The 14,032-nt window shown below is 65.5% G+C and carries 11 protein-coding genes; 4 read left to right on the top strand and 7 right to left on the bottom strand.

Going from position 1 to position 14,032, the window contains the following annotated elements; translation table 11 throughout:
• Window positions 1-56: 56 nt before the first annotated feature.
• The 4 genes from mnmD to ACIQ1T_RS13075 all read right to left on the bottom strand — a co-directional run bounded on the left by mnmD (window position 57) and on the right by ACIQ1T_RS13075 (window position 5,301).
• The gene (gene mnmD / locus ACIQ1T_RS13090; RefSeq protein WP_395944996.1) at window positions 57-1,835 is read right to left on the bottom strand and encodes a tRNA (5-methylaminomethyl-2-thiouridine)(34)-methyltransferase MnmD; all 1,779 of its coding nucleotides are present in this window, start codon (window positions 1,833-1,835) and stop codon (window positions 57-59) included.
• An 86-nt stretch (window positions 1,836-1,921) separates the two neighbouring features.
• On the bottom strand, window positions 1,922-2,233 hold the full coding sequence (locus ACIQ1T_RS13085; protein ID WP_395944995.1) for a hypothetical protein: 312 nt from the start codon (window positions 2,231-2,233) through the stop codon (window positions 1,922-1,924).
• Window positions 2,234-2,385: 152 nt separating this feature from the next.
• Window positions 2,386-3,252, bottom strand: a complete 867-nt coding sequence (gene motA, locus ACIQ1T_RS13080; protein WP_395944994.1) for a flagellar motor stator protein MotA — start codon at window positions 3,250-3,252, stop codon at window positions 2,386-2,388.
• Between the two features lie 249 nt (window positions 3,253-3,501).
• Entirely contained in the window at window positions 3,502-5,301 is a 1,800-nt protein-coding gene (locus ACIQ1T_RS13075; protein ID WP_395944993.1) for a long-chain-acyl-CoA synthetase, read from the bottom strand.
• Window positions 5,302-5,625: 324 nt separating this feature from the next.
• Between ACIQ1T_RS13075 and ACIQ1T_RS13070 the strand changes: the two genes are divergently transcribed.
• Both ACIQ1T_RS13070 and ACIQ1T_RS13065 read left to right on the top strand, forming a co-directional pair.
• Window positions 5,626-6,252 (top strand): hypothetical protein, encoded by a 627-nt coding sequence (locus tag ACIQ1T_RS13070; protein WP_395944992.1) that lies wholly within the window; start codon window positions 5,626-5,628, stop codon window positions 6,250-6,252.
• Window positions 6,253-6,355: 103 nt separating this feature from the next.
• Window positions 6,356-7,516 (top strand): acyltransferase family protein, encoded by a 1,161-nt coding sequence (locus ACIQ1T_RS13065; RefSeq protein WP_395944991.1) that lies wholly within the window; start codon window positions 6,356-6,358, stop codon window positions 7,514-7,516.
• A 12-nt stretch (window positions 7,517-7,528) separates the two neighbouring features.
• Here the strand turns inward: ACIQ1T_RS13065 and ACIQ1T_RS13060 are convergent, their stop codons facing one another.
• Window positions 7,529-8,071: a lipocalin family protein gene (locus ACIQ1T_RS13060; protein ID WP_395944990.1), complete on the bottom strand. Its 543-nt coding sequence runs from the start codon at window positions 8,069-8,071 to the stop codon at window positions 7,529-7,531.
• A 145-nt stretch (window positions 8,072-8,216) separates the two neighbouring features.
• Between ACIQ1T_RS13060 and cysD the strand changes: the two genes are divergently transcribed.
• Both cysD and cysN read left to right on the top strand, forming a co-directional pair.
• Complete coding sequence (gene cysD / locus ACIQ1T_RS13055) at window positions 8,217-9,161, top strand: sulfate adenylyltransferase subunit CysD (protein WP_395944989.1); 945 nt, start codon at window positions 8,217-8,219, stop codon at window positions 9,159-9,161.
• Window positions 9,161-11,074, top strand: coding sequence for a sulfate adenylyltransferase subunit CysN (gene cysN, locus ACIQ1T_RS13050; RefSeq protein ID WP_395944988.1), 1,914 nt, complete (start codon window positions 9,161-9,163; stop codon window positions 11,072-11,074). The genes cysD and cysN overlap by 1 nt, the downstream gene beginning before the upstream one ends.
• A gap of 16 nt (window positions 11,075-11,090) precedes the next feature.
• Here cysN and ACIQ1T_RS13045 read toward each other — a convergent pair whose 3' ends face one another.
• Both ACIQ1T_RS13045 and ACIQ1T_RS13040 read right to left on the bottom strand, forming a co-directional pair.
• Window positions 11,091-12,878 (bottom strand): hypothetical protein, encoded by a 1,788-nt coding sequence (locus ACIQ1T_RS13045; RefSeq protein WP_395944987.1) that lies wholly within the window; start codon window positions 12,876-12,878, stop codon window positions 11,091-11,093.
• Between the two features lie 99 nt (window positions 12,879-12,977).
• The gene (locus ACIQ1T_RS13040; protein WP_395944986.1) at window positions 12,978-14,021 is read right to left on the bottom strand and encodes an acyltransferase family protein; all 1,044 of its coding nucleotides are present in this window, start codon (window positions 14,019-14,021) and stop codon (window positions 12,978-12,980) included.
• Window positions 14,022-14,032: the final 11 nt, after the last annotated feature.

The following is a 14,032-nucleotide window of genomic DNA, read 5'->3' as shown; positions in this document are numbered from 1 at the left end:
ACCGGGAGTGACGGACCATCAGTCGGCGCCGGACATGAACCGGGGATGAAGATCGACTAGGCCTGTCTTGTTCGGTCTGGAGCGACCCGTTCGGAAAGCGCATGGGGCAGCGGCGAAGGCGCGCCGGTGATCAACGCCGCCAAATGCTCGCCCAGCAGAGGCCCGATGCAGAAGCCGCGCGAGCCCAGGCCTGACAGCAGCCAGATTCCGTCTTCGCGACGTCCGGCGATCGGCAGCCGGTCGCGGGTTGTGGCGCGGATCGCGGCGCGGCGACCACCTGCGCCGGTTTCCGCCTTGGCGGCGAGGTCGGGCAGGCGCGCGCGAAGCGTTGCGAGGTTCTGGGCGCTGTCGGCGTCGCGGGTGTCGGTGGAGACGTCGCCGCGTGTGTGCGTGGCGCCGTACAGCAGACCTGTCGCGGTGGGAGCGACATAGCCGCCCCAGGCCGCGCCCCCGACGGAATGAGCGTCGCACCAGTCGGCCTGGCCGCGAACGGGCGACAGGCCGGCGCCGTCGAGCAGGGCCGCGACGCCCCAGCCGGCCGTCACGACGACAGCATCCGCCGTGGCGACGGCGGCGCCGGCGTCGTCCAGCATGGCCCAGCCGTCCTCGACGCGCTCGATCCGGGCGACCGAGGCGATAATGGTCTTCACGCCCTGGAGCCAGGCTTCGAGGATGGCGGCGGGCTGGACCACACGGGCGTCGGCCATCATAAGCCCGCCGTCGGTCTGGGGCTCGCCCAGCCGATCACCGGCGGTCTGGACATCGACGACCGTCATGGCGCCGTCGCGCCAGATCGATTGGGCGGCGATCTTGTGGAAACGGGCCGCGTCGCGTTCGGCCTGGGGCAGTTGAAGCACGCCTTCGGCGAGGACGGCGTCCGGGGTGGCGTCATACAGGCGCCGCGCCCGTTCCAGCGCCTGGGCGTAGAGGCCGGCGATGACCGCGTCCCCGGCGTCCAGGCGCGGGGTCGCCAGGCCGGCGGGAAAACCCGATCCGCCGGCGCCCGGATGATCGGCCTCGATGACGATCGGCGCGATCCCCGATGCGGCCAGGGCGCGGGCGACCGAGGCGCCGGCTATTCCCGCGCCGATCACGGCGACACGCGGCGTGGGGACGGGGGAGGGGGAGAGCACGCCCTCCAGCCGGGCTTCGAGACGTTCGCGCTTGCGGCCGTGGCCGGGCTTTTTCTCGACGACGAAGCCGTGGTCGGACAGGCCTCGGCGGACCGCGCCGGCGACGGTGAAGGTGGCGACGCGGGCGCCGGGCGCCGAACGCGCGGCGATCCGCGCCATGATCTCGGGCGACCACATGCCGGGGTTCAGGGCGGGCGAGAAACCGTCCAGGAACCAGGCGTCGGCGGGGCCTGACCATTGCTCCAGCGCCCAGGCGACGTCGCCGACGGCGAGGTCGAGCACGGCGTGGAATTCGGGCAGGTCGACCCGGTGGAAACCCGGCGTCCGCTCCGGCCAGGCCTCGGTCAGGGCCTGGGCGGCCTCGGCCAGTTCGGGCCAGTTGGACAGGGCGCGGCGGGCCTCGTCGGCGGTCAGGGGGAAACCCTCGATGGAGAAGATATGCAACCGCCCGCCCTCGGGGCGGGTGCGTCGCCAAAGGTCGAGCAGGGCGACGATGTTCAACCCGGTGCCGAAGCCCAGTTCCGCCACGGTGAACCGGCGCCGCCCGGCCCAGGCGTCGGGCAGGCCGCAGCCCTGCAGAAACACCGCGCGGGTCTCGGCCAGCCCGTCGTCCCTGGAGAAATAGACGTCGCCGAACCGGCCCGAGCGCGGCTCGTCCTCGTCGGTCCAGGTGAGTTTGGGGGAGGCGTCTTCGAAAGTCATGGCGGGGCTCTAGCACCTTCGTCGCCCGGACGAAAAAGGCCGCCCCTTGCGGGGCGGCCCTATCCGTCGAAAACCTCTTCGACGCCTTAGTGGCCGTCGTCGTGGGCGGCGGCCGGGGCTGGGGCGGCCTCGGTCGACTGCGGCGTCATGGCTGCGCCGGGAGCAGAGCCGGGGGCGGCTTCAGGCGCGTTGGCCGTGCCCGCGTCCTGGGCGGCCTCGTTGGCGGCGGCCGCAGCTTCCTGGGCGGCCTGATCGGCGGTGACGGCGGCGTCGGCTGCGGTCCCGGCGGCCTCGACCGCATCGCTGGCGGCTTCCTGGGCCTTTTCTTCCGGCGCCTTCGAGCAGGCGGCGATGGCGAGGGCGGCGGCCGAGGCGGCGATGAGGGCGGTGATGCGCATGGGGGAGTCCTCCGGATGCTGTTCGCGAGGTCTGAAGCCTCGCCGGAAACGATAACGCCGCCGTGAACGACGGAGCAAGCCGAGATCACGGCGGCGTCATGCCGCATCGAAAACCCGCTGGCCCCCGGGACGTTCCGGGACGGGTCTTGGGATCAGTCGTTGCTGATATTGTTCAGCGTCTCTTCCATCTCGGCGAAGGAGGGCTGGGCCGAGGAGGGGATGTCGCCCCGACCGATCTCGACCGAGATCTGGGCGGCGTTGCCGTGCAGGTGGGCGATCAGCACCGACTGGATGATCTTGTAGTAGGCCGCTTCCTCATTGATGATCGCGGTCAGGCGCGCGGCGAAGGGGCCGACCAGGCCATAGGCCAGGAAGACGCCCATGAAGGTGCCGACCAGGGCGCCGCCGATCATGCCGCCCAGGACTTCCGGCGGCTCGGTGATCGAGCCCATGGTCTTGATGACCCCCAGAACGGCGGCGACGATGCCCAGGGCGGGCAGGCCGTCGGCCAGGTTCTGCAGGGCGTGGGCGTTTTCGAGGTGCTCGTGATGGTGCTTCTCGAGCTGTTTCTCCATCGCGTCCTCGACCTGGTGGGGGTCTTCCAGGTTCATGGTCATCATCCGCAGGGTGTCGCAGATGAAGTCGACGGCGAAATGGTCCTTCAGCACCTTGGGGTACTTCTGGAAGATCGGGGATTCCTTGGGCTTCTCGATATGGCTTTCCAGGGCCACCACGCCCTTAGACTTCATGGTCTTGGTCAGCTGGAACAGCAGGGACAGCAGGTCCTTGTAGTCCTGCTTCTTCCACTTGGGGCCGGCGAAGGTCTTGCCCAGACCCGCCATCGAGCCCTTGATCACCGGCAGGGAGTTGGAGATCAGGAAGGCTGCGATGCCGGCGCCGCCGATCGCCATCAGTTCGTGGGGCGCGGCGTGCAGGATCACTTCGAACTTGCCGCCGGAGATGGCGTAGCTGCCGAAGACGAGGCCGAACAGCAGCACGATGCCGATGATCTGGAACATGGACGCAGGTATCCTGACGCGAGAGGCGTCAAGCTATCGGCGTTAATGATTAAGACGGCGTTTCGCCAAACGCCGCTCGGGGCCGGGAGGGGGGCGAAAAACGGCGTGTACTTCGTGCAGTCCGTGCACTTTCGCGGGCGGGATGCGCAAAAAAAACAGGGTGCACTTCGTGTACTTGGTGCACTTCCGACCGGTCGGCAGGCCATGCCGAACCCTGGCATGGACCTGCGTCAGGAACGGACGGAAGCCTTAGAGGCGGCCCTCGCCGTCAAGAATGGCCTGGCGCGCCGCCGCCGTCAGCTTGGCGTAGCCGGTCTTGCCGCCGCGCAGATACAGGGCCGCGCCGGTCTTTTCGGGGTCGAAGCCGTCGGCGACCAGATCGGCCTTGCGGTATTTGAAGGTGCCGGTGGTCTCGGCCGCCTTGATCAGCCGCACGAAGACCGGCTGGGCGTAGGCGGGCAGGCGGGCCTCGACGTGTTCGGCGAAGGCCTTGGCGTCGAACTTGCCGTCGACCACCAGGGCGGCCATGCCGGCCTTGCCCTCCTGACCCGGCACCGGCACGCCATAGACGATGGCCTCGTCCACGCCCGGCGCCTCCATCAGGGCCTGTTCGACCTCGGAGGTCGAGACGTTCTCGCCCTTCCAGCGGAAGGTGTCGCCCATCCGGTCGACGAAGTAGAAATAGCCCTCGGCGTCTTGTTTCATCAGGTCGCCGGTGCGGAACCAGCGGTCGCCCTTCTTGAAGACGTCAGTCAGGATCTTCTTCTGCGAGGCGGCCTTGTCGGCATAGCCCGAGAAGTCGTGGCGGATGTCGTTGCCGATCTCGCCGATGGCCTCGCCGATCTCGCCCACCTTCGCCAGGCGGCACAGGCCGTCCGTGCCGCGGATCGGCTGTTCGCTGTCGACGTCGAACTGGACCAGGCGGATGTTGATCTGTTTCTTCAGATAGGAGGGGACGCGGCCGATGGCGCCCTGTTTGCCGTCGAAGTTGAACAGGGAGACATTGCCCTCGGTCGAGCCGTAGAATTCCAGCACCTCGGGGATGTTGAAACGGCTCTGGAACTCGGGCCAGACGTCGGCGCGCAGACCGTTGCCGAAGGCGAGGCGCAGCCTGTGCTTCTTTTCGTCGTCCTGCGGCGGGCAGTTCACCAGATAGCGGCACAGTTCGCCGATATAGACGAACATGGTGGCGCCGGACGATTTTACGTCGGGCCAGAAGCTGGACGCCGAAAACTTCTTGCGAATGATCAGGCGCGCGCCGTTCAGCAGGGCGGCGCCGACCCCTACCAGGCCGCCGGTCGAGTGATACAGGGGCAGGACGTTGAAGATCCGGTCTTCCGGCGTCGAGCGCGTGGCCCCGGCAAAGGCGCGCATATAGGTGCGGGCGCGCGAATGGGGGATGCGGGCCGCCTTGGGCAGGCCTGTGGTGCCGGAGGTGTAGATATAGAGGGCGGTGTCGCGGTTGGTCAGGCCTTCGCGGCCCGACTTGGCCGGACGCACCGACGAGGCGCCGCGCACCGGCTTGTCCAGGCCGCGACGATCGCTGGTTTCGTCCTCTTCGCCCAGGCCGTGGACCCAGAGCATCAGATTATGACCGACCAGCGGGCGGGCCGCCTCGATCTGACGCCAGCAGTCCTCGTCCGCCACCACCTGGAAGGCGTTGGAGATGGTCAGGCAGTGGGCCAGACCCTGGCCGCCCAGATTGGTGTTTATCAGGGCCGTGGCGATGCCGACCTTGGAGAAGCCGATCCAGGCCGCCAGATATTCGACCCGGTTGGTCATCATCAGGGCGATGGTGTCGTTGCGGCGCAGGCCCCGGCTTTTGGCCCAGTGGCCGTAGCGGTTGGCCATGGCGTCCAGGTCGCGATAGGTCAGGCTGCGGCGTTCGTCCTCGACCGCGATATTGTCGGCGAACTTGTCGACGGCCTCCTCGAAATCGTCGCACAGCAGGACGTCGCTATCGAGCTCGATCGGCTTGATGCGTTTCAACAGCCGAAACAGGCCGCGCGCGAACCGGACGTCCCGGCGGATATTCGCTACCAAACCCATGCGCGCCGTTACTCCGGTCTATGCGTGTCCTGCCCTGCCTTCGTGATGAACGAAGGCGGCCTGTCGGGTCAACCACGAGGCGAACAAACACCTGAGAAACAATCGCGATTGCCGAATGGCCGTGTCCCATTTGTTCCTTTGACGTTGGGGAAATCCAGAGCCAAACGCGCATTTCCCGCCGCAATCGACCAGGAGCCACCCGCAAAAGGTTCGGTTGTCGCCTCAACTGTGTCCGTATCGGTGTTTCTTGAAGGTCATTCAGGCTTGGCCGGAACGGGCCGAGACGACGGCGTGTTTCCCAACCAACGTTATGGAGGACACATCATGTCGATGACTTATGCAGACGCTGACACCACCGCCGCCGACCCGCGCACGGCCGACGAAGTCTTCGTGCCGCGCTATGCGCAGAAGCGCGCCAAGAGCAACAAGCCGGTCAAGACCTGGATGATCGTGGCGCCGATCGGCGCCCTTGCGGTGATCGGCACGGCCGCGGCCCTGATGATCGGCGGCGGCGAACAACCCGCGCCGGCCCCGGCCGCCGACCAGGCGCCGGCCCAGGTCCAGACCATGCAGACGGCCCCGTCGGCGATCAATTCCGCCGCTCTCAACCCGGGCGTGACCGCTCAAACGCCGACCGCTCAACCGGCTCCGGTCCTGGCTGAGCCCGTCGAGGCGACGCCGGCCCCGGTCGCGCGCCGCGCCGAGCCGGCCCCGCGTCGTGTCGCGCCCGCAGCCGCCGCCCCGGCGGATCGCCCGGCTGCCCGCGTCGAGGCGCCGACCGAACCCGCCGGCCCGCGCCCCTACAGCGCCTCGTCGGCCACGCCGGGCCTGAATACGGCGCCGCCCGCGCCGTCGATCCAGGCGGCTCCGGCGCCTGCCCCGGCTCCGGCTCAAGGCCAGGCTCCGGCTCAAGGTCAGGCTCCGGCCATCGCGGTCCAGCCGCTGAACTGATCGACCCTGGCAGATCAATGAGGGCCCCGGCGATTTCGCCGGGGCCCTTGTCGTGCCTTTCCGGCTGCGAGCGAATTTTCAACGTCGATCGACGAACGGAGTTATGTTAACGATCCCCGTCATGGGGACCATCGCGGAATTAGGGCCGACACGGCTTCGCTCGCTTGACGGGCTGCGAGGATTGGCGGCGCTCGTCGTCGTCATTCACCACGCCGTCCTGATGTCGCCGCTCTATTCGGCATCGACCAGCAACCTGTTCGCCGCCGGGTTCTGGAGCAGCGCAATATCCATTCTGAAGGGTACGCCGCTGCGGCTGATGATCAGCGGCCAATCGGCCGTGATCGTCTTTTTCATCATCAGCGGTTTCGTGCTCGCCCTGACCCTGGAACGGGTCGAGCGGTGGAACTATCGCCCCTACATCATCAAGCGCGTGTGCAGGATCTATCTGCCGTTCGTGGTCTCCATTCTGGCGGCTGCAGCCCTGTGGTCCCTGCTGCGGCCGGCGCCGTCCACAGAGGTCAGCGATTGGATGAACATGGGCTGGCCTGCGAACCAGTTGACCGGCTGGAGCCTGTTCAATCATCTCGCAATGACGGGTGTTGAGGAGTGGCTGAACAATCCCATGTGGTCCCTGGTCCACGAAATGCGGATTTCCATCGTCTTCCCCCTGATCGCGTGGAGCGTCCGTCAGCGGCCGCGATTGGCGCTGGCCGTCTTCTTCATTGTCTGGGTCGCCAGCCTGGTGGTGATTGATTTCGTCGCTGATCCATTTCTGTTCAGCCTTCTCGGCACGACGCGGACAGCCTTCTTCTTCGCCATCGGGGCGGCCATCTTCTTCAATCTCGACCGCATTCGACTGCTGACCCAAAGCGTGCCGAAGGTCGGGCTGATCGCCGCCATCGGCGTGGCCTGGCTGTTGCTGATGGCGCCTGCGGCGCCGAAATTCTCGCCGTTCGTTCTTGTCGGCGCGACCATTCTGGTGGTGCTGACGGCGACCGATCCAATGGTGAGGGGCGTCTTCGAGATGCGGATCGCCGCGTGGCTGGGACGGGTGTCCTACAGCCTCTATCTGACCCATGTGATTGTCTTCAATGTCGTCGTGAGCCTGCTTGCAGGTCGCTTGTCCTATGCCGGCCTGGTGACGGTGGCCCTGGTCTCATCCCTGATCGTAGCCGAGATGGCCTATCGCCTCATCGAGGAGCCGACGATGCGCCTGGGGCGTCGCCTGGCCTTGCGGCCCCTCGCGCCGACGGTGGTGTCCTGATCCCTTGCGGCTTCAGGGAGCGGGCTGGGCCGGATACTCCAGCCGGCTGACGTCATAGCCCAGCGACCGCGCCCGGTCGGTCAGGGCGCGCACCTCGGCCGGGTCGGGGATGTCGCGGGTATAGATGAACAGCCGTTCGAAGGTCGGGTCGGCCGAGATGAACCAGCTGTAGTCGTCGGCCCGGTCCAGCACCCAATAGTCCCAGGTCACCAGGCCGTGCAGATAACGGACCCGCAGCTTGGCGTTCATGCCGGGATCCAGGATCCGGCCCTGGCCGCCGATGGCCTTCTCCTTGCCGTCCGGGGTTCCGACCTGACAGGTGTCGCGCACCTCGATCCGGTCCCCGCCGGCCGGGGTGTAGATCGAGGCGCCGGCCACGCAGCCGTCCGTCAGCCGATCCGGCAGGCGGGCGATCTCGTGCCAACGCCCCGACCACAGTCGGTCCAGATCGATGGTCTTGGTCGGTTGCGGCGCCCGATACTCGGACGGCGAAGGCGCGGTCACGCAGGCGGCCAATGTGATGGACAGGACGGCGACGGCGGCGAGGGATTTCATGGAGAGCATGGTCTTTCTGCTTTCGCCATAAAGTCGCCACATACGGTCCCGGTTCCGAAAATCTCTCAGCCTTTGGCAGTATCCATCGCTTGCGACCTGTCGCACATTGGAGTGTCACGTCAGCCTTCGATGGAGATCTGACCTGGTGGACGCCGCCCTTCTGACCGAGACCCTGACCACGCCCAGCCCCGCGCGCCTGACCCATTTGCAGCGTCTGGAGGCCGAGAGCATCCACATCATGCGCGAGGTGGCGGCCGAGGCCGAGCGCCCGGTCATGCTGTATTCGATCGGCAAGGATTCGGCCGTGATGCTGCATCTGGCGAAGAAGGCCTTCTATCCGTCCAAGCCGCCCTTCCCGCTGCTGCACGTCGACACGACCTGGAAGTTCCGGGCCATGTACGAAATGCGTGAACAGGCGGCGGCCGATCTGGGCGTCGAGCTTCTGGTCCACCAGAACCCGGAGGCCGTGGCGCGCGGCATCAATCCGTTCGATCACGGTTCGGCCCTGCATACCGATCTGTGGAAGACCGAGGGGCTGAAACAGGCGCTGAGCCTGCACGGCTTCGATGCAGCCTTCGGCGGCGCGCGGCGCGACGAAGAGAAGTCTCGGGCCAAGGAGCGGATCTTCTCGTTCCGCACGGCCGAGCACCGCTGGGATCCGAAGAACCAGAGGCCGGAACTCTGGCGGCTCTACAACACGCGCAAACGGCCCGGCGAGAGCATCCGCGTCTTCCCCATCTCCAACTGGACCGAGTTGGATGTGTGGCAATACATCCATCTGGAGCAGATCCCGATCGTGCCCCTGTATCTGGCCGCCGAACGGCCGGTGGTCGAGCGGGACGGGGCCCTGATCATGGTCGACGACGACCGGTTCCGCCTGCGCCCCGGCGAGACGCCGCAGATGAGGTCCGTCCGCTTCCGCACCCTGGGCTGCTATCCCCTGACCGGGGCGGTCGAGAGCACGGCTTCGACTTTGCCCGAGGTGATCCAGGAAATGCTGCTGACCACCACCTCCGAGCGCCAGGGCCGGATGATCGACCACGACCAGTCCGCCTCGATGGAGAAGAAGAAGCAGGAGGGCTATTTCTGATGGCTCACCAGTCCGACCTGATCGCCCGCGACATCGACGCCTATCTGGACGCCCACCAGCACAAGAGCCTGCTGCGCTTCATCACCTGCGGCAGCGTGGACGACGGCAAGTCGACCCTGATCGGGCGGCTGCTCTATGACTCCAAGATGATCTTCGAGGATCAGATGGCGGCGCTGGAGGCGGACAGCCGCCGCGTCGGCACGCAAGGGGGCGACATCGACTTCGCCCTGCTGGTCGACGGTCTGGCCGCCGAGCGCGAACAGGGCATCACCATTGACGTGGCCTATCGCTTCTTCTCGACCGAGAAGCGCAAATTCATCGTCGCCGACACGCCCGGCCACGAGCAGTACACCCGCAACATGGTCACCGGCGCCTCGACCGCCGACGCCGCCGTCATCCTGATCGACGCGCGGCGCGGGGTGCTGACCCAGACACGGCGGCACGCCTATCTGGTCAGCCTGCTGGGCATCCGCCACGTGATCCTGGCGGTCAACAAGATGGATCTGATGGGCTGGTCGCAGGATGTGTTCGACGCCATCGTTTCCGACTTTTCCGCCTTCGCCGGCCAGATCGGGCTGAAGGGCTTCGACGCCATTCCGATGTCGGCCCTGCGCGGCGACAATATCACCGAGGCCAGCGCCCATTCGCCCTGGTATGCGGGGCCGCCGCTGATGAGCCTGCTGGAGAGGCTGGAGGTCGGGGACGATCTGCAGGCCGATCCGTTCCGCCTGCCGGTGCAGTGGGTCAACCGGCCCAATCTGGATTTCCGCGGCTTCTCGGGCCAGATCGCGGCCGGGACCGTGCGGCCGGGCGATGCGGTGCGCGTGCTGCCGTCGGGCAAGACCTCGACCGTGGCGCGGATCGTCACCGCCGACGGGGATCTGGACCAGGCCGTCGCCGGCCAGTCGATCACCCTGACCCTGGCCGACGAGATCGACGTGTCGCGCGGCGACGTCCTGGCCAGCGCCGAGGCGCCGCCGGAAGCCGCCGATCAGTTCGAGGCGACCGTGGTCTGGATGGACGACGAACCCCTGCTGCCGGGCCGGCCTTACTTGCTCAAGATCGGCGCCAAACTGGTCGGGGCGACCATCACCGAGCCCAAGCACAAGGTGAACGTCAACACCTTGGAACAGCAGCCGGCCCGTCGGCTGGAGCTGAACGAGATCGGGGTCTGCAACCTGTCGCTGGACGCGCCCGTGGCCTTCGCGCCCTACAGCCAGAACAAGGATCTGGGCGGCTTCATCCTGATCGACCGGATCTCGAACCGGACGGTGGGGGCGGGGCTGCTGAACTTCGCCCTGCGCCGGGCCCACAACATCCACTGGCAGGCCACCTCGGTCGACAAGACGTCGCGCGCCGCGATCAAGAACCAGAAGGGGCGGGTGATCTGGCTGACCGGCCTGTCCGGGGCCGGCAAGTCGACCATCGCCGATCTGGTCGAGAAGCGCCTGCACGCCGACGGCCGCCACACCTATCTGCTGGACGGCGACAATGTCCGCCACGGCCTGAACCGCGACCTGGGCTTCACCGAGGAGGACCGGGTCGAGAACATCCGCCGCGTCGGCGAGGTGTCGAAACTGATGGTGGACGCCGGGCTGATCGTCCTGGTCAGCTTTATCTCGCCCTTCCGCGCCGAACGCCGGATGGTCCGCGAACTTCTGGGCGAGGACGAGTTCGTCGAGGTCCATGTCGACACGCCGCTGGCCGTGGCCGAGGCCCGCGACGTGAAGGGGCTCTACAAGAAAGCCCGCGCCGGCGAGCTGAAGAATTTCACCGGCATCGACAGCCCCTACGAGGCCCCGGAAAGTCCCGAGATCGTCGTCGACACCACCACCATGTCGCCGGATGAGGCCGCAGAGCGGATCGTCGCCTGGCTGGACGGCCGGTTTTCGACGGAGGATTTCAGCATCTGAAACTCGCTGGGCATTGTCACGTGAACCACCCGCCTCGGCCGTCAGGCGTCAAACGGCAGGTCTGGCGCGGTGAAAGCGTCGCGATCAGCTTGGAGTGATGACTGTCTTCGTAAATGAGGACATCCGCCCCTGTTCCGATGTGTGAAATCTCGAAGCGCTTGTGGGGCGATTGTGTGCTTGTGAAAAGCGCAACTTGTATCGGATCGGCCAAGTCTCCACGCACGATATGGTGTGGACGACTTTCCGGGAAGAGGGCAAATGACGAGGTTTCGTCCCTGAACTGGATCCTCTGATCAAGGCCTGTAACCTTGCCCATGGGAGAATATTCTCCACCCCAGACGTTCGAAATGATCTCGCTCTCGCCGTCGCTTCGCCGGGCGTTGGCGAGATTGGCCTGAGATCCGCCATCGAGATGGACGTCGCCGCCATGACCCTGGATGCGAGCGTTGCAGGCGTTGAACGAGCTGCCGTTGAAGAGGCGCACTGCCCAGTCTTCGGCGGAGGAAATATGCGCCGACACGGCGCCGACCTGTGAGTTCTCGGCGGCGTTAATCCCGCGGCCTTTGGCGGCGGTGATCGTCGCGGCGTTTAGGCGGGCTGTCGCATTGATGACCTCGACGGCATGACCGTTTCTGGAAGACAGCGCCGCCTTTTCGAGAACGAGCTCGCCCCCGTCGTCGACGTGCGCGGCGTTCTGACCGCAATTCCGGGCCGATGGATAGGCGCCCAGGGCGTTTGAAGACTCTCCCGAAACCAGCCGGCCGCCGAGCGTCACATGAAGGCCTCGCAGGCCGCAATCGTCCGCCTTGACGCCGCCGCCATAGACGTTGGCTCCTGCATGAACCCCTAACCCGATATTTGAGGCGTTCGAGAAGTCGGCATCGGAGACATTCGCAATACAGTCGCTGAGGTAGGCCCCGTTTGTGCAGTGGGTTGCATCCACCTCCCTAATCATCAGCACGGCCTGGTTCGAGCCACGAACCCCGCCTGCCGCGCCCTCTGGCCCCCCGGCGTATCCGCTGCCGCTCCACACAGATTGGCGTGCGTAGAAAAAGCCGGCGTCAACATAAGCGCCGCGCCATCCGGCATTCTTCACGCCGCAGCCTCTGGCGACGACTGCTCGGCCGTTCTCGAACACATATACCCCCACGGTGCCCGAGCCGTCGCCGCTGTCGTCCATTGCGTATAGGGTGCGAATATAGGGCAGGGCGCCGCCCCGCATGGCGCAGAAGGCGGGCAGAACGCCTGTCCGCCAGTTGTTTGTTGCGGCCCTTCCGTTGCCCTTGTTCAATGAGGCCCGGTTTATTCGGACCTCGGGGGCCTCGGACGTCAGGGTGATGAAGCTGAGATCGTCCTGAACAACGAAGACCTGTTCCTCCAATACAAAGTCCGCCAGTTGTCGAACTTCGACGGCGATCCCGCGGGACCTGTAGGAGCGCCGCATCTTCTGCGCCGCCCACAGGGCCTCGTTGAGGGTCGCAAAGTCGCCCCGCCGCCCCACGGTGATCGCCACAGGAGCCAGGTCCAGATCCTTGAGATGCACTCCGCCCGTGGTGACCACGTCTCCGCCAGTCTCGACGACCTGATAGGCGCCGGCGAGCGTGCCGAGCATCCTGCCGATCGCCCGGTCTGCGGTATCCGCACGAGCGGATAGGAAATCAGCGAAGGTTCTAGCGTCGACATCTCGAACCTGTCTTTGCAGCTCTGTGACCTCATTCTGCGGCGCATGCGCCGACTGCGCGCCGGCAGAACCATGCAAGGTCGCGCCGAGGATCGAACCGCCGATCAGTGTGCGCCGCTTCATGCCTGATCTCATGCTTCGCTCCTTCTCGCGCATATCTCGCCGGAGAAGTTGGACCATGTCGTGACGGCGTCGATATGTGGAGATGGATGGCGGCGGCAGTCAGGCCTTGGCGGTAGCTACCTCGGCCGCGTCGTGCCGTTTTGGCCGCCGCAGGGCCTTCATGAGCGGCTTCTCGACCACCAGGTGAGCCAGGACGCCAACGATGATCGCGCCGATCAGGACGGGAATGAAGAGCACGGCGTGAGGCAGCGTGTTCTGCAGGCCCAATCGAGAAATTATGATGACGGCGGCGGAGATGGCGGCGGAATGAACGAGATAGAGGGAATAAGAGGCGTCACCGAGCAGTTTGCCGATCCGATTGGTCTTCGAGCCTGTCTGCTTCTCACGCAAGGCCTGGCTCAAAACGACGAGGGCGAAACCCGCGCTGACGGGAATGATGAACCAGCTTCTCTTGCTGCGAAGGTCCATGGCGTCGCCAAGAAGGATCGATGCGCAGAGAATCAGGCCCAAGCCGCCGCACACGAGCCAAGCCTTTGGGGAAAAACGCTTGTAGGCCAAGGCAGCCAATATTCCGAACAGGAAGGCGAAGCTCCAGAAAGATAGAAGTTCCGTGGTAAAGGCGTTGAATGGCTTGAGCAGCAGGCACGCAAGCACCCAGCAGGCCCCCAAAACGGCGCCGATACGGGGGTTTATGATAGCGATTCCGAACAGCAGGTAGAAGCGGATTTCATAAAACAGAGTCCAGGCAACCTTGAGTGGTGGTGATGTGAAGTCCGGCGTGAAATGAATAAGCGCAATGTTTTCGACTATGCTTGACCACCTGGGGTCTAGTTCTGCGTCTCCAAAGCCGACCAATGCGGCGATCACGAATACGATGCTAAATATCCAGTAGACTGGATAGACGCGAACAAAACGCCTGTAGAAATAAGTCGGAATGCTCTTCGCGTTTCCCAGGTCCTTCCAGTGGGCATGGGTGATGATAAATCCGCTCAGAACGAAGAAGTACGGAACGCCGAGTTGACCGTACTGAGACACGACCTCAAAGGTTGGGGTGCCAAATTTCTGGAGAAAGATAAGATACACATGATACACGGCGACGGCGACGGCCGCCATGCCGCGAGATGTCTGTATGGATTGTATCATCCCATCTTTCC

It is taken from the genome of Brevundimonas sp. (assembly GCF_044336875.1).
GTDB lineage: Bacteria > Pseudomonadota > Alphaproteobacteria > Caulobacterales > Caulobacteraceae > Brevundimonas.
The sequence above is the reverse complement of the archived record's forward strand: the minus strand, read 5'-3'. Positions and strand labels throughout refer to the sequence as shown.

Excerpts from the sequence above, each read along its gene's own strand:
- ACIQ1T_RS13075 (WP_395944993.1), bottom strand. The coding sequence starts at position 5,301 with ATGGGTTTGGTAGCGAATATCCGCCGGGACGTCCGGTTCGCGCGCGGC.
- motA (WP_395944994.1), bottom strand. The coding sequence starts at position 3,252 with ATGTTCCAGATCATCGGCATCGTGCTGCTGTTCGGCCTCGTCTTCGGC.
- ACIQ1T_RS13040 (WP_395944986.1), bottom strand. The coding sequence starts at position 14,021 with ATGATACAATCCATACAGACATCTCGCGGCATGGCGGCCGTCGCCGTC.
- mnmD (WP_395944996.1), bottom strand. The coding sequence starts at position 1,835 with ATGACTTTCGAAGACGCCTCCCCCAAACTCACCTGGACCGACGAGGAC.
- ACIQ1T_RS13045 (WP_395944987.1), bottom strand. The coding sequence starts at position 12,878 with ATGAAGCGGCGCACACTGATCGGCGGTTCGATCCTCGGCGCGACCTTG.
- ACIQ1T_RS13085 (WP_395944995.1), bottom strand. The coding sequence starts at position 2,233 with ATGCGCATCACCGCCCTCATCGCCGCCTCGGCCGCCGCCCTCGCCATC.
- ACIQ1T_RS13065 (WP_395944991.1), top strand. The coding sequence starts at position 6,356 with ATGTTAACGATCCCCGTCATGGGGACCATCGCGGAATTAGGGCCGACA.
- ACIQ1T_RS13070 (WP_395944992.1), top strand. The coding sequence starts at position 5,626 with ATGTCGATGACTTATGCAGACGCTGACACCACCGCCGCCGACCCGCGC.
- ACIQ1T_RS13060 (WP_395944990.1), bottom strand. The coding sequence starts at position 8,071 with ATGAAATCCCTCGCCGCCGTCGCCGTCCTGTCCATCACATTGGCCGCC.
- cysN (WP_395944988.1), top strand. The coding sequence starts at position 9,161 with ATGGCTCACCAGTCCGACCTGATCGCCCGCGACATCGACGCCTATCTG.